This window comes from Pelovirga terrestris (assembly GCF_014773365.1).
GTDB lineage: Bacteria > Desulfobacterota > Desulfuromonadia > Desulfuromonadales > Geopsychrobacteraceae > Pelovirga > Pelovirga terrestris.
In genome coordinates, this window is record NZ_JACWUN010000007.1 from 1 (window position 1) to 21,388 (window position 21,388).

General features: G+C 53.4%; 23 protein-coding genes. 7 read left to right on the forward strand and 16 right to left on the reverse strand.

Annotated features, from left to right (window positions below):
* The first annotated feature begins 247 nt into the window (after positions 1–247).
* Positions 248–685, forward strand: coding sequence for a hypothetical protein (locus ICT70_RS07260; RefSeq protein ID WP_191155024.1), 438 nt, complete (start codon positions 248–250; stop codon positions 683–685).
* A 35-nt stretch (positions 686–720) separates the two neighbouring features.
* Here ICT70_RS07260 and ICT70_RS07265 read toward each other — a convergent pair whose 3' ends face one another.
* The 4 genes from ICT70_RS07265 to ICT70_RS07280 all read right to left on the reverse strand — a co-directional run bounded on the left by ICT70_RS07265 (position 721) and on the right by ICT70_RS07280 (position 4,362).
* Entirely contained in the window at positions 721–909 is a 189-nt protein-coding gene (locus ICT70_RS07265; protein WP_191155026.1) for a hypothetical protein, read from the reverse strand.
* Positions 906–1,868: a ferrochelatase gene (hemH, locus tag ICT70_RS07270; protein WP_191155338.1), complete on the reverse strand. Its 963-nt coding sequence runs from the start codon at positions 1,866–1,868 to the stop codon at positions 906–908. Before hemH ends, ICT70_RS07265 begins: the two co-directional genes overlap by 4 nt.
* Positions 1,869–2,053: 185 nt before the next feature.
* A complete protein-coding gene (gene hemE, locus ICT70_RS07275; protein ID WP_191155028.1) occupies positions 2,054–3,091 on the reverse strand; it encodes a uroporphyrinogen decarboxylase in 1,038 nt (345 codons plus the stop codon).
* Between the two features lie 167 nt (positions 3,092–3,258).
* Complete coding sequence (locus ICT70_RS07280) at positions 3,259–4,362, reverse strand: radical SAM/SPASM domain-containing protein (RefSeq protein WP_191155029.1); 1,104 nt, start codon at positions 4,360–4,362, stop codon at positions 3,259–3,261.
* Positions 4,363–4,861: 499 nt separating this feature from the next.
* Here ICT70_RS07280 and ICT70_RS07285 point away from each other — a divergent pair, with 499 nt between their 5' ends.
* The 4 genes from ICT70_RS07285 to ICT70_RS07300 all read left to right on the forward strand — a co-directional run bounded on the left by ICT70_RS07285 (position 4,862) and on the right by ICT70_RS07300 (position 7,725).
* On the forward strand, positions 4,862–5,737 hold the full coding sequence (locus tag ICT70_RS07285; protein ID WP_191155031.1) for a c-type heme family protein: 876 nt from the start codon (positions 4,862–4,864) through the stop codon (positions 5,735–5,737).
* 9 nt (positions 5,738–5,746) lie between these two features.
* The gene (locus ICT70_RS07290; protein WP_224746897.1) at positions 5,747–6,607 is read left to right on the forward strand and encodes an OmpA family protein; all 861 of its coding nucleotides are present in this window, start codon (positions 5,747–5,749) and stop codon (positions 6,605–6,607) included.
* Positions 6,608–6,701: 94 nt separating this feature from the next.
* Positions 6,702–7,043 (forward strand): hypothetical protein, encoded by a 342-nt coding sequence (locus ICT70_RS07295; protein ID WP_191155035.1) that lies wholly within the window; start codon positions 6,702–6,704, stop codon positions 7,041–7,043.
* A gap of 13 nt (positions 7,044–7,056) precedes the next feature.
* The gene (locus tag ICT70_RS07300; protein WP_191155037.1) at positions 7,057–7,725 is read left to right on the forward strand and encodes a DUF8082 domain-containing protein; all 669 of its coding nucleotides are present in this window, start codon (positions 7,057–7,059) and stop codon (positions 7,723–7,725) included.
* Positions 7,726–7,778: 53 nt separating this feature from the next.
* Here the strand turns inward: ICT70_RS07300 and ICT70_RS07305 are convergent, their stop codons facing one another.
* Positions 7,779–8,843, reverse strand: coding sequence for an NAD(P)H-dependent flavin oxidoreductase (locus tag ICT70_RS07305; protein ID WP_191155039.1), 1,065 nt, complete (start codon positions 8,841–8,843; stop codon positions 7,779–7,781).
* Between the two features lie 302 nt (positions 8,844–9,145).
* Between ICT70_RS07305 and ICT70_RS07310 the strand changes: the two genes are divergently transcribed.
* Together ICT70_RS07310 and ICT70_RS07315 are read left to right on the forward strand one after the other, a co-directional pair.
* Positions 9,146–10,099 carry a sensor histidine kinase gene (locus tag ICT70_RS07310; protein ID WP_191155041.1) on the forward strand — a complete coding sequence of 318 codons (954 nt, stop codon included), beginning with the start codon at positions 9,146–9,148 and terminating at the stop codon, positions 10,097–10,099.
* Positions 10,096–10,800, forward strand: a complete 705-nt coding sequence (locus tag ICT70_RS07315) for a response regulator transcription factor (protein WP_191155043.1) — start codon at positions 10,096–10,098, stop codon at positions 10,798–10,800. Before ICT70_RS07310 ends, ICT70_RS07315 begins: the two co-directional genes overlap by 4 nt.
* An 8-nt stretch (positions 10,801–10,808) precedes the next feature.
* Here ICT70_RS07315 and gspN read toward each other — a convergent pair whose 3' ends face one another.
* The 11 genes from gspN to gspD are packed head-to-tail and all read right to left on the reverse strand — an operon-like array spanning position 10,809 to position 21,379.
* On the reverse strand, positions 10,809–11,687 hold the full coding sequence (gspN, locus tag ICT70_RS07320; protein WP_191155045.1) for a type II secretion system protein GspN: 879 nt from the start codon (positions 11,685–11,687) through the stop codon (positions 10,809–10,811).
* Positions 11,684–12,202: a type II secretion system protein GspM gene (gspM, locus tag ICT70_RS07325; RefSeq protein WP_191155047.1), complete on the reverse strand. Its 519-nt coding sequence runs from the start codon at positions 12,200–12,202 to the stop codon at positions 11,684–11,686. The genes gspN and gspM overlap by 4 nt, the downstream gene beginning before the upstream one ends.
* Positions 12,202–13,581: a type II secretion system protein GspL gene (gene gspL / locus ICT70_RS07330; RefSeq protein WP_191155049.1), complete on the reverse strand. Its 1,380-nt coding sequence runs from the start codon at positions 13,579–13,581 to the stop codon at positions 12,202–12,204. The genes gspM and gspL overlap by 1 nt, the downstream gene beginning before the upstream one ends.
* Positions 13,582–13,585: 4 nt before the next feature.
* On the reverse strand, positions 13,586–14,533 hold the full coding sequence (gene gspK, locus ICT70_RS07335; RefSeq protein ID WP_191155052.1) for a type II secretion system minor pseudopilin GspK: 948 nt from the start codon (positions 14,531–14,533) through the stop codon (positions 13,586–13,588).
* Entirely contained in the window at positions 14,530–15,123 is a 594-nt protein-coding gene (locus ICT70_RS07340; protein WP_191155339.1) for a type II secretion system protein GspJ, read from the reverse strand. The genes gspK and ICT70_RS07340 overlap by 4 nt, the downstream gene beginning before the upstream one ends.
* Complete coding sequence (locus ICT70_RS07345; RefSeq protein WP_191155054.1) at positions 15,123–15,515, reverse strand: type IV pilus modification PilV family protein; 393 nt, start codon at positions 15,513–15,515, stop codon at positions 15,123–15,125. The genes ICT70_RS07340 and ICT70_RS07345 overlap by 1 nt, the downstream gene beginning before the upstream one ends.
* Positions 15,487–16,008 (reverse strand): prepilin-type N-terminal cleavage/methylation domain-containing protein, encoded by a 522-nt coding sequence (locus tag ICT70_RS07350; RefSeq protein WP_191155055.1) that lies wholly within the window; start codon positions 16,006–16,008, stop codon positions 15,487–15,489. The genes ICT70_RS07345 and ICT70_RS07350 overlap by 29 nt, the downstream gene beginning before the upstream one ends.
* Positions 15,977–16,414 carry a type II secretion system major pseudopilin GspG gene (gspG, locus tag ICT70_RS07355; RefSeq protein ID WP_191155057.1) on the reverse strand — a complete coding sequence of 146 codons (438 nt, stop codon included), beginning with the start codon at positions 16,412–16,414 and terminating at the stop codon, positions 15,977–15,979. The genes ICT70_RS07350 and gspG overlap by 32 nt, the downstream gene beginning before the upstream one ends.
* 14 nt (positions 16,415–16,428) lie before the next feature.
* Entirely contained in the window at positions 16,429–17,640 is a 1,212-nt protein-coding gene (gspF, locus tag ICT70_RS07360) for a type II secretion system inner membrane protein GspF (protein WP_191155059.1), read from the reverse strand.
* Positions 17,641–17,643: 3 nt separating this feature from the next.
* A complete protein-coding gene (gene gspE, locus ICT70_RS07365) occupies positions 17,644–19,344 on the reverse strand; it encodes a type II secretion system ATPase GspE (RefSeq protein ID WP_337906785.1) in 1,701 nt (566 codons plus the stop codon).
* 4 nt (positions 19,345–19,348) lie between these two features.
* Positions 19,349–21,379 carry a type II secretion system secretin GspD gene (gspD, locus tag ICT70_RS07370; protein WP_191155061.1) on the reverse strand — a complete coding sequence of 677 codons (2,031 nt, stop codon included), beginning with the start codon at positions 21,377–21,379 and terminating at the stop codon, positions 19,349–19,351.
* Between the last annotated feature and the right edge of the window lie 9 nt (positions 21,380–21,388).

Here is a 21,388-nt window from a genome sequence, read left to right on the forward strand (position 1 = left end):
ATACGCTGATTGTCAAAGAACGAATCTATTGGGTTTTTACATGAAACAAGTTCTGATACAATACGGTTCAAAGCGTCATCTCCTTGAAGTAGTTTCGGTTGTTTGGCGATAACCAATTCTACCATAGCTGATGGCGCTTTTGATCAATAATTACAAGCTGTTACATCTTTTTTCTGTCTGCGAAAGTTGAGCGAATAATTAATAGAGAACACGGTGCTTACACCAACCAACACCAAAGGGGCAAATTATGGCCGATGAATCTATTTGCCGCAACAGTTCTGACAAATCATTTGAGGTTCTGATCGAGGATCTGAAAAACGCCATTAGCGCAGCAGGCTTCAGCGTCTTCCACCTCGACAAATCTGGTCTGGTGGCATTTTATCGCAATCAGGGGGTGAGCATGCCGGAAAATTACCGCCACGCCATGATTCAGATGTGCAAAACGGAAAATTCCGGCAAATCCATTCCCGCCAACCCGGAGCGCAGCGTCTTTGTGCAGAAGTTTTTTTCGGTTTACAACAAAGGGGGAAAAACCGAAATCCGCTTTCTGGTCTACTCGCCGGAACTGATTGTCAACCTGCTTGGTGACGACGAGGGGAATGCCGGGTCGTCCAACCAGGATTTTGCCCAGAATATAAGCAATGCCTTTGGTGCCATAAAAAAAATCGCTGACTCGGTGGTCTGAATGATTGTTGTGGAGGTTAATCAGCAGGGGAAGCCCTAGTCAAAACAATCACTGCGGTACATCATCGCCAGACGGCCTCGGCCGGCGAGACAGACAGGACAAACCTTGCCGGCATCACCATATTCCTGCCTGGCCAGATGCATCCCGGCGATTTCAGCCGGCTCAGTCAAGGGTTGATCGGGATCGAACAGGTGGTTGCACAGGATGCATTGCTGCTGTTTCATGCGCGGGCAGACTGAACCAATGCGGCCATGGCATCGAGGAAATCATCATTGTCATTCAGGGAAGGAGCACGGCAGAAGTTGACGACACCGGAACTGACCGCCAGTTCACGGTACTCCATGTCGATCTCTTCGAGGGTTTCGATATGGTCGGAGACAAAAGAAATGGGCACCATCAATAGCGACTGATGACCGGCGGCAGCAATGCGGGTGATTTCCTCCTCGGTGCCCGGCTCCATCCACTTGACCGGACCACTGCGGCTCTGGTAGGCGATGGACCAGGCGTAATTGCCGACCCGCTCCATCACCCCTTTTGCCGTTTCTTCCACCTGCTGCTGGTAGGGATCGCCGCGATCAATAAACTTCTGGGGCAGGGCGTGGGCGGAAAAAAGAATCTGCACATCGTCACGCATCAGCTCATGAAAGGTCTCCAGCCCCTCACGAACGCGATTGGCCAGGGAATCAAGATACAACGGCCAATCGTGCCACTGTTCAATGACCCGATATTCCAGCTCCGGATATATTTGGGCAACGGTACGCTTGAAATCATTGACGCTACTGCCGGTGGTCGCACCGGTATAGTGGGGATACATGGAAAGCACGGTGGCGCTGGTGATGCCATCTGCTTTGAGTTGCGTAAGCACCTCCGCTGCAAAGGGGTGCCAGTAGCGCATCACCACGCAAGGGACAACTTCATCCCCCAGCCTTTCGGCCACTCCTTCAGCCTGTTTCTGTGTCCACTCAAGCAGTGGTGATTTGCCGCCGATGGCACGGTAGTTTTCCACCACTTTTTTTGCCCGAAAGTAGGAAATCAGCCGAGCAAAAGGCTTCTGCAGTACAGCGCCGGCAGGCAACTGGATCAGTTCACGATCACAGAACAGATTGTAGAGAAACGGGCGCACCGCTTCGAGGGAGTCAGGACCACCCATGTTGAGCAGGATCAGGGCATGTTTCGATTCCACAGACATTCGAATCTCCAAGTAGTAATATTCTGTCGATGTAAACATGTTGGATCCTGCGACTTCGCGCAGGATGACACACACCCAACTATCAGGAACGAAATCCTTGTTGTCATTCCGCGCGGAGCGAAGCGCAGTCGCAGAATCCATTTTCTATCGCCTGATTCACTAGAATCCGGCAGATGATTTTATTTCTGACTCAACCGATGCACACACTCCACCAGATGAATCGCGTTCTCCGGTGGTACTGTCGGCAGAATGCCGTGGCCCAGGTTGAAAATAAAACCGGGGCGACCAGCATTTTCATCCAATATTCGCTGGACTTCTTTCTCAATGTAATCTTTCGGTGCATAGAGCACGGTCGGATCAAGATTGCCCTGCACCGCCACGTCGTCACCGAGGATCGCCCGAGCCTTATCAAGGTTAACATGCCAGTCAAGGCCGATGACATCACTGCCGGCAGCCTTGACCAGTTCGAGCATGGTACCGCCATTTTTGACGAAGTAGATAATCGGGATGTCCGTACGATCAAGCCCGTCGATCAGGTTTTTCACATAGGGCAGATTGTAACGCTCAAAATCGTGGGGAGCCAGCAGGCCACCCCAGGTATCAAAAATCTGTATTGCCTGGGCACCGGCGGCAATCTGCATGTTCAGATAGCGCCGATCCATCTCCGTGACCTTCTTCATCAGCTCGTCATAGAGGGGAAAGTCGCTGTACATCATCTGCTTGAGGCTGGCGAAATCTTTACTTCCCTGTCCTTCAACCATGTAGCACGCCAGGGTAAAAGGAGCACCACCAAAACCGATGAGGGGAACGCGCCCGGCAAAAGCAACACGCAAACGCTGGAGGATCTCGGGCACATAGGACACCGCCGTGGCCATATCCTCCGGCACCACCAGGGCATCGACATCTGCTTTGGTGCGTACCGGGTTGGCAAACACCGGCCCCGGCACAAAATCAAGCTCCAGCCCCATTGGCTCCAGCGGAGTCAGAATATCGGAAAAGAGAATGGCGGCATCGGCATCAAGAATATCGATCGGCTGGATCGTCACTTCCGCGGCCCGCGCCGGATCTTTGCACAGATCAAGGAAGGTGCCGCCCCCTTTAGCCCGCACTTCCTTGTACTGGGACAAATAACGCCCGGCCTGGCGCATCAACCAGACCGGGACACGGTCAACCGGCTGCCGCCAACAGGCTTTGATAAAATTGTAGTCGCTGGTCATCGGGTGTTGCCTCCTATAATGGGAAATTCAAAATCAGAAAAAAAAGAGTTACCACAGAGACACAGAGACACAGAGGGTGAATCAAAAACCCGAATTCATGGATTGAACCAAAACAAAGCCTTTGATGGTTCAACTCTGTGTCTCTGTGACTCTGTGGTAAAAAGATTTTATCTTAGTGCGTTCTCCGCTTCCTGCGCCAGCCGTTTGCGGGTTTTTGGCGGGATGTAATTGCAGAAGGGTTCTTCGGCCATATAATCACCGTGAACCGCATCGGCGCGGGCGCGGCAACCGCCGCAGACATTGACATATTCGCATTCACCACACTTGCCGGAGTATTTACTGGAATCACGCAGATCGTTAAAAACCTTGGAGTTGAACCACAGCTCCTTGAACGGAATCTGCTTGACGTTGCCGACAGACGAATGGAAGTAGGAGCAGGGCTTGAGGTTGCCGAAACAATCGATCAGGCAAATAGACTGGGCTGCGATGCACCCCTTGCCACCACCGGTTGAAAAAGTCAGACTACGGCGTTTGAAATCGATCCCTTCCTCTTTGGCCTTCTGGGGAACAATCCGATAATAATGAGGCGCACAGGTCGGCCGCATCAAAATATCTTCCTCATTCTTCTCCTGCTCATAGTGCCAGGTGAGGATTTCCTCGTAGTCCTCCGGTGAAATCAGTTCGCTCATAATCTCTTCGCCGCGCCCGGTCGGCACAATCATGAACATATACCAGGCGGTTGCTCCCAGCTCCTTGGCCACCCGGAAGGTGGCAGCGATATCATGTTGGTTGCGCTTGGTAAAGGAAGAATTGATCAGAAAAGGGATGCCGTTACGCTTTAAGGTTTCTGCTCCACGCACAACGCCTTCGAAGGCGCCGGGAGAGCTCCGGAAGTTATCGTGAATAGCCACCGTCGAACCGTCTAGCGAAAGAGAGACCATCTTGATATCGGCACTCTTCATCTCAGCACACACCGCATCGGTAATCAGGGTGCCATTGGTCGCCATGCACATGCGTAAGCCTTTGGATGTGCCGTAGCGGGCGATCTCGAAGATATCGTCGCGCATCAGCGGCTCACCACCGGACAACACCATCACCGGCGTACTTACCTCACAAATATCATCAATCAGCTTGAACGCTTCCTGGGTAGTAAAGTCACCAGCTGAGGATGTTAATTCGGAGGAACAGCGACAATGAACGCAACTTAAATTGCAGCGTTGGGTACTCTCCCAGGCAATCCATTTGGGAATATATTCTTTGTGTTTTGCCATATCGTCTCCTTGAAGTTGATTCGAACGATCGACTTTACTACGGTATGTTATACAGCTCAAGCCTTCTTATGCAAAACGAACAATCTTTACGTACCTTGAATCTCACCAACACCAATCCGCAACGTACCAAAAAACAACCAAAAAGGTCATCATGAAGAAACCAACATGGAAGATAAAGAATGAATGTAACTATTCAGCACCATCCCTGCGCTGGGTCGAGGGTCCTGTGGCAAGGGTTTTGGTCGCCATGGACGGCGACAAAAAGCGGTCATGGATGACGAACAGCGTCCCTTCACGTAGGATTCAAAAGCCCGGCGCTAAACAGATACAAATGAATTTTCTCTTACGATTTGTCTTGACCCGACCAGCTTGATGTGTAAAATCTAATTTCACTTGGTGCACCCACAGCTCCATACGGGCCAATCAACAACCCGCCGGCACAGAAGCCATACCAGGCGGCACCGAGGCACACAAGCGCTATATAAAAAGGAGTTTAACAATGGGCATTCGCATGAGATCTATTCTGGTGATGGGCATTCTCGGTTTTCTGGCGATCGGCGTTCTCGGTTTCTCCAGTTATCGCCTGAGCATGAAGAGCGCCCTTGAAGAAGCAAAAATCAAGAGTGATATTGTTATGAACTATGCTATGGCGACACGCGAATACACCCGTGTAGCTCAGTCTCCGCTGGTACGGCAACTGGTCGAACCGGATCGGTTTTACCCGGAAATCATGTCCGGCTTTGCGACCTCGCGCGGCATCTATGAAGAATTTGAAAAAACCTTCCCCGGCTACATCTTTAAAGGGGCGACTCTTGATCCCCTGCACCCCAGCAACAAGGCCGATGCCCAGGAAGTACAGATCATTCAGAAATTCATCGACAATCCCGATCTCAAGGCCGATGAAGGGCGCCTTGTCAAAAACGGTCAGGAAGTATTCTACACCGCTACCCCCTTCACTGTTATGAACAAAAACTGCCTCATCTGCCACGGTGATCCGGCCGATGCGCCCAAAGATCAGATTGAGATCTATGGTGACACCAATGGTTATTGGTGGGAAATGGATGAAGTCGTCGCCGCCTTTATTGTTTATGTTCCGGTTGCCGATGCTATTGCCTCCGCCAAGACCATGTCTCTGACCCTGGTACTTTATGGTGCCGGCGGGATTGTCGTTATGCTGGTTATCATTGGCTGGTTCCTCAATCGTGATGTTGTTACTCCCATCGTCCGGCTGGCCGAGCGGGCTGAAGATTTCAGTCTGGGCGAGAATCTGGACGACCCGATCGACAAAAATGCCACCGGCGAAGTGGGTGTACTGGCCCAATCGATTGAACGTTTACGGATCAGTCTCAATAAATTAATGCAACGTAACCGCTAGGAGATATCCATGCGTATACACTCATTATGGATAGCCGGGTTCTGGATAACAATTCTGCTGTTCCATCCAGGTCCGGCACATTCGAATGACTGCGACGCGCTACGCCAAAGCGTCCAAAAGGAGCGCAGCTTGATCAAAAAACAGCAACTTCTGGATGAGGCGATTCAGACCTGCCCGAATCATGCCCAGCTGCAATACGACAAGGCCTTTGCCCAGGAACGCTTGCGCCGCTACGACGAAGCACTGACCTATTATTTAAGGGCAACCGAACTTGATGAGAATTTTGCCAAGGCCTACTTCGGACTGGCCGACATCTTTGTCGTGCTGGGAAATCTTGAACCGGCCATCTGGGCTTATCAGTCCGGACTTGCTCTCGAACCTGACAATCAGCGTGCGGCGGCATCCCTGGAACTGGCCCGGATCAAATATCGCTCGGAGATGGGTGAGCGTATCACCTCGGAGGAATTTGTCCGGGTCATGCGGGAAAGCAGAGACCAAAGCACCACCGAAGGGGCCATGGATGGTCCCATCGTCAGGATGCAGATTTTATTCGAGATCGGTTCCGCCGGTTTGACAGCCAGTGCCATTGAGCAGCTCGAAACGGTCGGAACCGCCCTGTCACACGCATCACTGGCCGATCAGCGGTTCGAAATTGCCGGCCACACCGACAGTACCGGCTCGCCCGAAGTGAACCTGCCCCTGTCAAAACTACGGGCGGAACGGGTCAAACAGCATCTGATCGATCGTTACAGTATCGCGGCGGATCGCCTCACCGTTGCTTATTATGGGGATACACGCCCGGCGGTACCGAACGACTCCACCCGCAATCGGGCGATCAACAGACGGGTTGAGTTCAGAAAAATCAGATAAACGGCTAAGTGGTTCTTGAAAAGATTGGCAAAAACCGTATGATGGGATTGGAATCCTGATTCACTGCGCCGATTAAGTAGAAAGGCAATCAACGATGTCGGATCTGCCAGCAATAGCTCAAACGATTCTCTCCGCCCCCGGAGTCTTGAGGATTATTATGCTTGACCAACGTGGGGTTGTCCGTGCTCAGGCCGGGGAAAAAGATGAAAGAAAACTGGCTGACTACATCTCCTTCATTTCCGTTACTTCGACCCAGCTTCGCACCTATCTGAATATCAGTGCACCCCATAACGCCAGAGTCACCCTCTCCTCCGGCCAGGCGCTGCTGATCTTATTCGGGGAAGAACTCACCGCCGGAATTTTGCTCGAGCAGGACACAGACTACTTTGATATCATTGACAACTTCGCTTCAATCGTCAACGAAATGAAGCTATAGAGATGGGGCATTAATGAAAAATCTGCTTGAAGAAATCAAAACATCCCCGGGCGTGCTGGGAGCCTGCGTCTACTCCACCAAAAAAGGAATAGTCGGCTCAAATCTGCCCGCCACCTTTAATTCCGAGCAACAGCAGCGCATTACCAGCATCCTCCATCGGGTGTTTCGTTTAAATGATGCTGCCAAGCTTGATGTCAACGCTTATGAAATCCAGTACGATGAAGCCTTGCTGATGGCTCGCCGACTGGACCCTGTTGCAACACTAGTGGTTGTTTGCGCTCCGGATGTCAATGTCCCCCTGGTATCAATGGCCTGTGGCATGCAGACGGCCGAATTGCTCGAAGCGATAGCCGCGCATCAGGACGGCACGCCCCCTCCAAGCCCGGCACCAGCTTCAGTCGCGGCAGAACCAGCCCCGCCCCAGGCACCACTACCAAAACTGACACCGGCTGAGGTCCTTAACGGTCCCCTTGCCGACAAATTAACAGGGATAAAGCGAGCCCTGGCTAAATGTATTGGTCCGGTTGCCGGCATGGCTCTTGATGGCGCCTTGAAAAGCTGGCTGGAGAAGGGGGAACCAACCGCAGAACGCTTGACCGATCTTGCTGAACTGCTCTTACCTGAGATTGACGACGATAACGAAAAAGCATCCTTTGTTCATGAGGTCAAAGAGCTTCTCTAACCAGAGCCCCCCGGCTAGATACACTGACCGCTGTTCCTACCGGGAGCGGCGGTTTATTTTTCTCCAAAAAGCTCGGTAAAAACCTCTTTCACCGTTGAAATTCGATCAGCTTTCCAGGCGTTGGTACCGCAGAAGATTAACCCCGTTTCGCGATCCCCCTTTTGTGCCCGATCAAGGGCCTGGACAATACAGAAACGTTCCTGATTATCACGATAGGCACATTTTTTCAAACAACCCACCGGACAGTGAAGATCATCATCCAGATCGCGCTGACGGATTTCCGCGACATTGCCGATCAGGGCACGACCCGGCAGGCCGGCCGGGCTCATCATCAGGCCGATATCAGAAGGGGTGCAGTCGAGATAAGCCTGTTTAAAGGCATCAGCAGCATCACACTCTTGCGTGACGACAAAGCGCGAAGCCATCTGCACGGCATCCGCCCCTTCAGCAAGAGCATGCTCAAGATCTTCCCGATCCCAGACCCCCCCGGCGGCAATAATCGGGATATGCAGATTCCACTCGTTGCGGAAGTAGTCCTTGACGGCACGCACGGTGGCGTACTGATCGTACTCACCGGAACCGATCTTTTCGGGCTTTTCCCCCAGATGACCACCGGCCGTATCGGGATCTTCCACCACAATAGCATCCGGCAATCGGCCGTGACTTTTGTGCCATTTGCGGGCGATCAATTGTGCTGCTTTCAAGGAAGAGACAATAGGCACCAAGGCCACATCTGGATAATCTGCGGTCAAAGCAGGCAAACTCAAGGGCAAGCCGGCACCGCTGATGATCAATTTTGCCCCCCCTGCGCACGACGCCCTGACGACATCGTCATAGTTGCTCACCGCTACCATACAATTAACCCCGATAACGCCATCGGGGGCAATTTCGTAGGCTTTGCGCAATTCGTCAAGCAGCGCCTGACGATCGTCAGCAAAATAATCGTCACCGGTTGCCGCATCACTCCCCAAAGCCAGCCCGGGGGTGGCGATCACACCAATGCCACCATTTAACGCAACGTGTCCGGCCAAACGATAACCGGAAACCCGCACCCCCATGCCGCCCTGGATCAGAGGGTATGGTACACTATGTTTGCCGATAGTCAGTCCCTTATGCATATAATTCGTACTCCCTTTATTTAATACGGATTTTGTAACTATTCAGCTCTATCCTTGCCCAGGGCCGTTGGATCCTGTGGCAAGGGTTGTTGTCACCATGGACGGCGACAAAAAGCGATCATGGATGAGGAAAAGCGTCCCTTGACATAGGAGTCAAAGGCCCGGTGCTGAACAGATACCGGATTTTTATCTCTGACGCTCTTGGAATAATATCGTAATCATCTCGCAACAAATGTAATACTTGTGTAAAAACTGATGGATAGATCGCTGTTGTCGAGGCGGGTAAGGGGCTGGATAATACCATGAAGTTGATTCGCCGTTTGTTTCATCCACTGATCACTTTTATCAGCATTCAGATCCTCTGGATCGTGGTGCTGGTTTTCTGGATTTACTGGTTTCTCGGGCGCCATCGTCAACTGAAAGATCTGGCCATTGAATATCATGCTGAATGGTTACCGCAAAAAACCGACTGGCTGATTCTGGCCGAAGGGATTGTCCTGCTGGTTGCTATTCTGGTTGGGGTTTATGTCATCTTTATCTATTGGCGCAAGCAGACCACTCTCTACAAGGCCCAACAACGCTTTGTCAGTCAGGTCACCCACGAACTCAAATCACCCCTGGCGTCATTGCAATTGCACCTGGACACCATCCAGATGCGCCCCCCCACCCAGGAACAGCTCAATCAGTTTGTCAGCTTGATGCAAAAAGACTGCGGGCGCCTCGATGCCATGATTAATAATCTGCTCAATGCCAGCCGCCTGCAGCACAAGGATTCACTGCTGAGCATGCAACGCGGTAACCTGTCACAAATGATCGAAACCTATCTCCGCACCAAACGTTCGGCACTGACCCCCACCACAGATCTGGACTGGACGATTGAGCCGGGGCTGATGGCCAGCTTTGATCACGACGCCATGGAGACGGTATTGCGTAATCTGATTGAAAATGCCATCCTTTACAGCGAAGGTCCGGCACGCATCCGGGTTGAGATGAAACGTAACGCCGGCATGGCTCATCTCATCGTTCGGGATTCCGGCTGCGGCATTCCGCCGGCCATGCGCAAAAAGATCTTCAAAATGTTTTACCGGATCCGTCATCCCGGCAAAAGTATTCGCGGCAGCGGTTTGGGGTTGTTCATCGTGCACAACATCATCAAACTGCACAATGGTCGGATCTGGCTGGATACCGCGACATCAGACACAGGGAGCACATTTCATCTGCTTATCCCCCTCAGCAGCGCAAGGCAACCGGCATGACAGACCAGATCCCCTTGCTCCTGGTCGAGGATGAGCCCCATCTCGCCCACGGACTGACGTACAATCTCGAAGCTGAAGGATATCTGGTCACCCATGTCACCACTGGTGAAGAGGCGCTTGGGCTCCTGCAACACACGCCCTATGCCCTGGTGATTCTTGATCTTACCCTGCCGGGGATAGATGGGCTCAAGGTGTGTGATCAGCTGCGCGAAAGCGGTGACCCGGTGCCGATTTTAATGCTGACCGCCCGCAACTCGCAACAGGATCGCATTGCCGGGTTGAGCACCGGTGCCGATGATTACCTGACCAAGCCATTTCATCTGAAAGAATTCCTGTTGCGGGTGGCCAGTCTGTTACGCCGGGGAATCTGGCCACCGGCACAAAAGAAGCTGCCGACCTATCAATTTGGTCACAACGTTATCGATCTGGAGAGCCGTCAGGCCACCACAGCACAAGGCACTATCCAGCTGACCGAACTGGAACTGAAGATGCTGCTCCTGTTTATCAAGAACGAGGGGAAGATTTTAACCAGAGGAGAGCTACTCAAGCAGGTATGGGGGGTTTCACCGGCAACCGAAACCCGGACACTCGACAACTTCGTCGTACGTTTACGCAAATATTTTGAAGCGGATCCGGCCAAGCCCCGCTATGTTAAAACCGTGCGCGGGCGCGGCTATCGTTTTGTTAAAAATCCCCGCTAAAAAACACTTCAGCGCAGTACCGGGCGCGCGGCAGTACCACCGATTTGCAGGGTGTAACTGCCATCAGGGCCGGGACGCACACCGGTCAGCATCAACAGATCGCGGATATTGTCCGGTGTCTGCCGCGTTGGATGCACGCGCACATTAAGATTGAGCCGGGTCTGCTCCGGGGTTGCGCCAACCAGCAATGTGCCACCGCCACTAAGCTCGAGGACACCACCGGTCGCTACCAGTTGCTCGACGCTTACGCGCGATTCACTGAAATTCCCATTCATCTGCAGCAGTCCTAAAGAGACATCGTCGGCCAGGCCTATCCGCTCAAGACCAAGCACCAGCAGGTCACTGATATCGACCTTGAAACGACCTGCGCCCTGCCCTCCCTGCTCCAGCAGCCTTTCTCCCTCGAAATTCAGGTTGACCAACCCTGCCAGGCGATAAGCCAGACCAGGGTCCTGCAGTCCGAGCAACTCCAGATTCTGCAGAGTGACGTTGACATTGCCGTTGCGCCATATGCGGGCACTGACATCCCCTTGAGTTACGGTGCCCTTCAGGTGAATCGCCTGATTGAGTGTCAGCAGTGATGTCCACAGCGGTGTGACATGCAAATCATCAATCAGCAGGGGAGCTAACCCGGGCTGATTTGGATAAATTGTCATATCAGATTTAAGTCCCAGGGGCATCAGCATCGTCGCCTGTTCACCACGCATGCGCAGTCCGGTTTCCCGAGAGACCTCCTGCACCAGCCGTTGCAGCAACACTTCGGCCGGAAAGAAGACCCAGAACGACAAAAAACCACTGAGACAGAACAATACCAGACAGAGGGTAAACAGCTTTAGGTTCGTACCCAGGACACGGCCTGACAATATGCGAACAACGTTATTTTTCATGCCCGCTCCAACGACATCAGTACCAGATTGACATCCAGCTGCGATCGATTATCAAAGCGCGGACGCACCCGCAGTGATCGCACCTGAATCCCGCGACTGCGGTGTTCAGCCGCATGAAGAAAGCCAACCAACTGGCTTAAAGTAACCCGCTCAAGACGAATTTCTACCGTCTGTTGACGAAAACCGTCCTGCACCGAATCAGGTTGAGGACGCATGGAGAGCAGCTGATCACGGACCCCCATCTGCTTGGTCAGATTTTCGACCTGGGAAAAAAGAGGTCGGCTGGAACGCTGCTGGGACTCAATACTCGCCAGTTGTTTGCGCAACTGGTCAATCTCCTGCCCAAGGGTTGCCACCTGTTCAAGATTGCGCTGTTGCCCCTCGATCCTCCGGTCAAGGCTCTGCATCCGATTGATATAAGGATTAAGCAGCACCAGCCAGACCAGGATGCCAGCAAGAATCAGGATGCCTGCTAAAACGATGATGCGTTCGCGTTCATCAAGTCTGCTGATCATCACGACCTCCTGCCGGCAATGGCAAGACGCATTTCAAAATCGACCCGTACATTGTCCGTTGCCAGCCGGGCATTGGTAATGGTTACCTCACGGAACAGCGGGCGGGCACCTAATACTTCTGCTATCTGATTGACGGCATCAAAGGATTCGGCAGATCCGCTAATCCGCGTTTCATCAGCACTATAGTTGAATTCCTGCAACTCGACGCGCAGTTCTGTGCTGATGGCATCGGATAGTTCACGCAGCACGGCGACGGCACCACGACCGTCGAGACCGAGCATCTGCACATCGGCCTGTAACTGCTGCCGCAGACCCTCCATCTGCAGAGGAATATCAACGATAGCACCGGTGGGAAGGACCTGCCTGAAAATACGATTAAGTTGCGTCGCTAATTCTGCTTCCTCTGCTGATTTCTGGAGGTAATTCAAGTGCATGGTCAAAGCGCCTCCGAACAGCACCAGAATCAGCAGCAATGCAGCGACAATCAATTTTGGCCGCATCATTTCAAGTTGACCGCGGGCGGCAAATTCACCCTGGCGAAAGTTGAGTTGCCCGCTTTTGTTACTGCGCAGCTCGGCCAGCGCCAGAAACGCTGCCGGTGCCATTTCACGCGACAGATCGGGGCCAAAGACCTCCGGTAGCAGCGGTAGAATCGTGCGTCCGGAGTCTTCAAGATACTGACTCAGCTGATCCGTTACCCCGGCACCCATCACCCACAAGGGGAGATCATCCTGTTCCAGGGCGTACTCGAGCTGACTGACCTGCTGACTGATAAAATCATAAAGTTCATCATCACGCAGCTCGGTGGTGCCAGGCAACAAGCGATAATCTTCGATTTTGCCGGCGGCAATCAGGGCAACAACCACCTCGACCCGGCGACAGTAAATCAGCACCCCATCCTGCTCTGCCAGGGCCGGCAACAGGGCAAAGGGAAATATATCGATCCGGCCGGGATGTTGTTCGGGATCGGGGAAATGTTCGAGAAGGTCAGCAACCTCCAGCTTATTAACAACTACCGCGTCCACTTCGTAGTCATTATCACAGGGGCGCGGCGCTAGATAGGAGACCAGCTTTTCCTCCAGCGAAACCGGCAACTGGGCTGACAGGGCCAGAGGCAGAGCGGCCTCGATCTTGCGTTTTTCGCGAAAGGGAAATCGCAGGCGGCGAAACAGCCCGACGCGAGCCGGAAGGGCGGTTACTAACCGATCGGTGATAGCCGTCTTGCCGGCAAGCATCTCGGTGAGTGCAGCACGGGATTCCTCAGGTAAACTGTAGACGCGGCGTTCAAAATCCACCTTGATTTTTCCCGCGGTCTTCTGCAGCAGAGCAACCCGAACCTCTGCTCCTTCCAGATCGATACCGATAAAGCGTTTAGACATATGTTTATTCCATCTTTAAACTTAACAGGAGGTTTCCCTGTTTGGCGACAATGGCCTGTGCACGACGACTGCCCTGGTTCACCCGCCCCAGACTGTCAACCTGATAAATCTTACCCTGCACCGTTACCGAGCCTTGGGGCCAGGCCGTCGACCAGCGCGGGCCGATACCCTCTACCTGAGCCAGATCTCCCAATTGACGAAAAGGCATGGTTTCCCGGTACTGGGTTAAGACATCCATGTCCAGGCGGTCAAAAATAATTGCCACATTACCCGCTGCTGCGGAGTGTTGCCAGGCCAGCAGAACTTCCGCCGGCGCGGTATTAATGTTGATCGGTTCATCACCAACAACCCGGATAAAGGGGCGCAGAGCGGTGATTGTTTGTTCATCAAACCCGCGCACCAGATACAATTCTTCCAGGGCGGTCAGCTTCGCACCACGACGTTCATAAGGTGGCGTCTGTTGATGATAATAAGCATCATCTGCCGTCATGATCGTCTTATCCGAATGAAACCAGTTCACCAGAGCATCAGCAAGGCTCTGCGCTGCCCCCGAATCGATCGGTAGGACCTCTTCACACAGAGCAATAAAGCGATGATAACCGGGCAACGGATTGCCGCGCTCATCGCCGACAAAATTAATATTCAGCCGGCCACTTAAATCTTCAATCTTCAAACTGACATCACCTTCACCGACCGGGATACCGGCCAGAGGTTCCCCCCAGAATTCCGTCGGATGATCAAACTCGTTGCGATCTTCCTGCAGAATGATACGTGCGGCCTCTACCCCACCACGAGCGATATAATAGGCCTTTGACCGGTCACGAAAAGTTTCCACCGAACGCAAATCAACCAGCGTCGAAAAAGAAAATTCGATCAGCAGCGCACTGAGCAACGCCACAACGGCCAGGACAATCAACAGCGCCATCCCTTTTTCATTGCCTGCCTGACTCATCCACGCCCTCCGGACAGGACAAAACTGCTGCGAAAAGGGATCACCCCCCCATGGTCGGAATCTACCTCAAGTTGAAACTCGATCATCTGTGGGGGCTGATTGCGCGACCAGCTGTCGTGCCACTGACCCGCCGCATAATAGCGGATGACAAATGCCTTCAGCCCCGAGATGAAGACCAGGGGTTCCGACGCTGCCAGATTAGCCAGCAGCATTTCCTCACTGCGATAGAGGGTAAGGGCACCACCATCCTCACGCACTTCATAACGCACCCGCGACAAGCCCCCGCGTTGGCGCTGCAGAGGTGACACCAGCTCAGTATTAAACTCCAGATAAGTCGTTCCCTGAACCGTATTCCCCCCTTCCAGAACCGCCCGGTTGCCCAACACCGCCATGCGCATACTGCTGAGTTCACCACCCACCCGGTCGAAAAAAATCCGCGCCTGATGATAAAAAATTCCTTCGTCTGCCAAACGATCCCGTGCCGCACTGACGGCCCCGAAAACACCGTAGATACTGCTGAGCAACAGGCTACCGATCAGCACTGCGATAATTACTTCAATGAGGGTGAAGCCTGCTGATCGCCGCACCATCAACGTCCTCCGGCAGCGACAAAGGAAATCAGTTCCACCTGCTCATTATGTTGCTCCCGCCCCCAACGCACCTGCACATGGATCTGACGTACCTGGGGAAGCATGGTGTTTTCATAATAAATTCGCCAGCTAAAGTCAGCGAAAGGTTCCTCAAAGACCCCTTCACGTTCTTCACCCCCAGTGCCGACACCGACCACCTGAACTTCCTGCTCAGCCATTAATTGTTGCGCCAGCAGGGTCGCCCGGGTCACTTTCTGAATCCGGTCATGCACCAGCACCGTTCGATTGGAAAGACCAAGCAGGGTGACCAGGGCGATAGCAACAATAGCCAGGGCGATCATCACCTCAAGCAGGGTAAATCCGTCAGCGCACTCTGTTCTCTGCTTCTTCAATCCGTGTCGTTCCCGTTAAAGGAGAAAAGATCAACTGGATATCTGTACCATCGCCATAGCGTAGATGCAGCCGGGTCTGCTCCATCCAGCCCAAGGGAAAAATCCGCACAGTGACCTGACCGGAACGAAAACTCCCCTGCCCCTCTACCTCGATCTGCTGAATGGTTAGAGGTGCTAATTCGATCTCACGCCGGAAAGGTTCCTTTTCCACCCGGTCGACAGCAACGCTGCGTAACCGATAGGCTTTAATAGTGTTTCGATCCAGGTCAAATTCGAGCTGGTGGACATCCCTGGTCAGGGTCGCTTCGTTATACAGCTCCTTCACCGTTCCAACAATGCGGCGCAGGGTTGAACGTTCATCGCTGCCAAGACGGTTGAACAACAACGGCACACTGATCGCCCCGATCAGCCCCAGGATGACGATAACGACGACCAGTTCAACCAGAGTAAAGCCCTGACGGTTATTCGAGGTTCCAGTTGGCAATATCGGCATTGTCGCCCTCTCCGCCCGGTTGCCCGTCTGCGCCATAGGAGAGCAGGTCATAATCGCCATGAACACCGGGAGACAGGTACACATAAGGGTTACCCCAGGGATCATTGGGGATTCGGCGGATATAGCCACCCTCCTTGTAACGGGTGGGGATACGGCCAATGGTCGGCTTGCTTGTCAATGCCTCCAACCCCTGTTCGGTCGTTGGGAAATAGCCGTTATCGAGACGGAACATCCCCAATGCCTCTTCAAAGCTGCGAATCTGGGTTGCGGCTGAAGTACGCCGCGCGCGCTCCGGCTCATCCAGCAGCCGAGGGACAACAATAGCCGCCAGGATACCCAGGATCACGACCACCACCATCACTTCAATCAGGGTAAAACCCCGCTGATTGCTCTTGTAATCTTTCATTTGTCTTCTCCTTGCTAACCCATACCCTGGCTGGCCTGAAATATCGGCAACAACACCGCCAGGACGATAAAACCAACGACGCCCCCCATGAAAATAATCATCAGAGGTTCAAGTAAGGCCATCAGACCATTCAGCTTGGTCTGTACCTGGTGTTCGTAGATGTCGGCAACGCGAAACAGCAGTCCCTCCAGCTCACCACTGCGCTCACCGACCGCTGCCATCTGCGCCAGCATCGGCGGAAAGGCTCCGGTATCACGCAACGGCACGGCCAGGCCGGCGCCCTGGGTCACCTTTTCGCGGACCTCAGCCACTGCCTGTTGCAGAAAGTTGTTCCCCAGCAAACGCTCAACAATCTGCAGCGTCGTCAATAGAGGAACGCCACTATGCAACAAGGTGGCGGTCGTCCGCGCAAACCGGGCAGTAGCTTTATGCAGCGCCAGGGAACCGATCAGCGGTAAATCAAACTTTTTACGATCGAACCACAGACGACCACGGTTGGTCACAGAATAGCGATGGCCAACCCAAAAAACCAGTGCGACGGCAAGAAGCAGCACCCACCAGTAGCCGGTTAAAAATTCAGCAAACCCCATCAGTAGACGAGTCGGCAAGGGGAGGACCTGTTCCAGGTCCTCCAGCATACGGGTAATTTTCGGCACCACAAAGGTCATCAAAAACACCAGCACGCTGGTACCCACCAGAAACATCAGGATGGGATAGGTCATCGCCGCTTTGAGCTGCGAATTAAAGCGTGACTGCTCGTCCATAAAGTCCGCTAACTGCATCAACACCTTGTCGAGGGTGCCACTCGCCTCTCCAACCTGGACCATACTGATATACAACGGCTGAAAAATCTGGGGGTGAGCTCCAAGAGCGTTATGCAACGAACTGCCCTGCAGGACATCATCGCGCACCCGCGACAGAACCGAACCCAACTCTCCCCGCCCCTGCTGCTCCGCCACTGCGGCCATAGCATCGGCCAGTGGCATGCCGGCACTGAGCATAACCGACAACTGACGGGTAGCAACACCAAGTTCGAGGACCGTCACCCGCCGGAACAAACTTGTACCGGTGGTGCCGGCAGTCATCTCGCGGGCACCTTTTAGTTTGGTCGGAAACAGTCCCTGTTCACGCAGTTTACGGCTGGCAGCATTGGAACTTAAGGCCTCAACAACACCCCGCCGGGCTTTGCCATTGGCATCCAGAGCATGGTACTCAAAGAGCGCCACGGCCTAAACCTCTTCCTGGGTAACACGCAACACCTCTTCGATCGTTGTCTGCCCTGCCAGCACCTTGTCCAGGCCGATCAGACGCAACGGGCGCATCCCGTCTTTCTGGGCTTGCCGACGGATGGTCGCGGCGTCGGAGTTCGTGGTCACCAGCCCGCGAATGGCATCCGTTACTTCCAGCATCTCATAGAGCCCGGTGCGCCCCAGGTAACCAACCTGCATACAGTGACTACAACCGCGACCACGGAAAAAAACCGCATCCTTGGGAACCGGTTGCCCCTCAAAAAGTTGCGCCAGAACCTTTTCATCAGGGTGATAACTGACGCGACAGTGTGGGCAGATGGTTCTTACCAGGCGCTGAGCCAGCACCCCTAAAAGTGCTGAGGCCGCCAGAAAGGGCTCAACTCCCATCTCCACCAGGCGCGCCAGGGCGCCGGCCGAATCGTTGGTGTGTAGGGTTGAGAACACCAGGTGTCCGGTCAGTGCCGCCTGAACGGCGATCTTTGCCGTTTCACTGTCACGGATCTCGCCCACCATAATGACATCGGGATCCTGACGCAGAATTGAGCGCAATCCTTGGGCAAAAGTCAGGTTGATCTTGGGATTAACCTGAATCTGGCCGACCCCTGCCAACTGGTATTCGATCGGATCCTCCACCGTGATGATATTCTGTTCACGCGAATTAATAACCGACAGAGCCGAATAAAGGGTCGTGGTTTTACCGGCACCCGTCGGGCCGGTGACCAGAAAAATACCATGATTCTTGTGAATCATCTTCTGAATCTGCGGCAACATCCGGGCATCTATACCGATCTGCTCCAACCCAAGCACCCCGGAGCTTTTGTCGAGCAGACGCAACACCACCCGCTCGCCAAAGGCGGTCGGCAAGGTTGACACCCGGATATCCACATCTTTACCGGCTATACGTACGGACAAACGACCATCCTGAGGCAACCGTTTTTCGGCGATATCGAGATTCGCCATGATCTTGACCCGTGACACAATGTTCGCCAAAGCGCGATGGGGTGGGCGTTGCGATTCATAGAGAATACCATCGATGCGAACACGGATGACCGCCTCCGATTCAAAGGGCTCAATATGAATATCACTGGCGCGCTGGCGATAAGCCTGGGTCAGCAGCCCGTTGACAAAACGGATCACCGGAGCCTCATCGCTGGTATCAAGCAGGTCGTCGACCTGCAGCTTGTCTTCTACCGCGATATCTCCCTGACTGATATCCTCCATCATGCCGCCACCACCGGACAGGGCTTCGTACCCCTGGTTAATCGCGTGCATGATGCGCTCGGCAGAAGCGATGACCGGAATAATCCGACAGCCGGTCATCACCGACAGATCGTTAAGCACGCGGTTATTGCTCGGGTCAGCCACCGCCAGACGGATTGTTTGTCCCTGGATATCAAGGGGAATGGCCAGGTGTTCTTTGGCGTAACCAATGGGGATAGTGGTGAGAAGTTCGAGGGCGGTGGCGGTAATATTCGGCTCGGCAACAAAATCGACGCCGCTCTGGCTGGCCAGGGCCTCCGCCAGCATGGTGTCCGTCATCTCCCCTCTGGCCTTGAGAAGTTCACCAAGACGGGTGTGATTGCCCTCCTGCTCCTGCAGAGCCCCACGAACGATTTCTTCGGGAATCCCCTGATCGTTGATGAGAATTTCCCCGAGTTTTCGCCACTTCATCGGTCGCATGGGTCTAATTCTCCAGGGGTACGGCAAAATCCCCGATGGTTTTCATTCGCTGCTTGTCAAAAAATGCCTCGGTGCCTCCCTCGGAACGGAAGAGTTGTAGATCCCTGTGGGTATCGGTGGTCAGACGACTCAAATCATCGGTATCGTGTATAACACGGGGAGTGATAAAAATCAGCAGGCTGCGCTTTTCCTCGCTATCGGAAGTCGACTTGAACAACCAGCCGAGAATCGGGATATCTCCAAGCAACGGTACCTTACTGACATTTTTGGTTACCTGGTTCCTAAACAATCCACCAAGCACAACCGTCTCGCCGTCACGGGCGACAATAGAATTTCGTAGCAGGGTCTTTGTCAATGTTGGACCAACGTTATCCTCAGTGCCTACCCCTGTTCCTCTCTCTTTTACACCACTGATTTCCTGATGAATTTTCATGCGCACCAAACCACCCGCCGTAATTTGCGGGGTAAAACGTAAAATCAGCGCTGCATCCTGGCGCTCAACGGCACTGATAATATTGTCTCCACTAGAGGTGGAGGAACGCGAAGTTATGATCGGAACATTCTCACCAACAATGATTTCCGCCTCCTCATTATCAGAGGTCAACAGCCGTGGAGCGGATAACACATTAATATCATCATCTGTCTGTGACAGATTGATCAGCGCCGAAAGCGCCGGCACTGTCATGGTGATATCTCCAACCGTGTAGGTAATAGGATTGAACATCCCACCGAGCATAATTCCCTCGACCGCCTGATTAAGCACACTGGATACACCATCCGTCACAAGCCCCGCAGCCGATGCCGGGGTAGAACCGCTGGCACCAAAAAGCAAGCTGTCATTACCTACATCGATAGCACCCTGCAAGGAGGTGCCTAGCTTCAGCACAGCATTCATCGACAAATCCATGATCAGTGCTTCGACAAACACCTGCTTGCGCTTGATGTCGAGCTGGCCGATCAGGGACATGACGTTCCTGAACTCATCCTGCGAAGCGTTGATAATCAGGGAGTTGGTCGGCTTATCGGCCGTGACCTTGACATCCTTGAACAGATCAGCCGCCTGCTGTTGCCCTTCTGCCGCGCGCGGGGCTGATGGCGCTCTGGCCGCACCGGCAATAATCTGGTTGATGGTTTCAGCCAGTGGTTCGGCCTCTGCGTGCTCAAGATAATAAACATGAACGCCGGTAAAACCGGCCTCTACTTCAACATCCAGTTGGGCAATCAGCTCTTTGGCCTGATCGATAAATAACTGTTCCCCCTGCAATGCCAGGGTATTGGTACGCTCGTAAGGAATGATCTGACCGGCGATGCGCTTTTTGCCCGGCGCCGCCGCACGCGCAGCCCGGCCGGTTGTGGGCGCTACGCTACCATCCCCTTCGAGAATCTGCATAGTCATTGCTGCCACATCGGCAGCATCGGCAAAACGCAACGGCACCAGCTCAATACGATCGTTGTCCCAGGTCTTGTCCAGAATATGTAACAAGCGGTTCAAACGCTCGATGTTCTCCGCCGTATCGGTGATAACAATGGTATTGGTAGCCTGATGTGCCACCACGTGGCTGGTACGTGGCATTAAGGGGCGCATGATGGTTTCTACCGCGACGGTCGCATCAAGGTGGCGCACTGTGAGGATCCGAGTGACATGCTGATCCCCCAGCCCACGTTGATTAGTAAAGGGGAGGGTTTCTTCCTTGGCGGTTGCCAGAGCAACAATCTTGTTGACCCCCCCGGCTGGAACGACCGCAAAGCCCCGTACCCGCAGCACCGTCAAAAACAGCCGATAAGCTTCATCGAGGGATACCGGTTCCGGCGATAAAATACTGACCTTGCCGCGAACAGTTTCATCATAGAGGAAATTCTTACCGGTTAATTCACTGATGGTGCCGATCATGTCCACCAGTTCAACATTCTGAAAATCGAGAGTAATCATCATCTCGTCATCAGCCGTGGCAATAGTGCTCCCGGACAAACAAAAAAGAGCGATCACCAGCCAGAAAACCAGTATCCTTCCTGGGAAATATTGTTTTCTCTCCACTTATCAGCT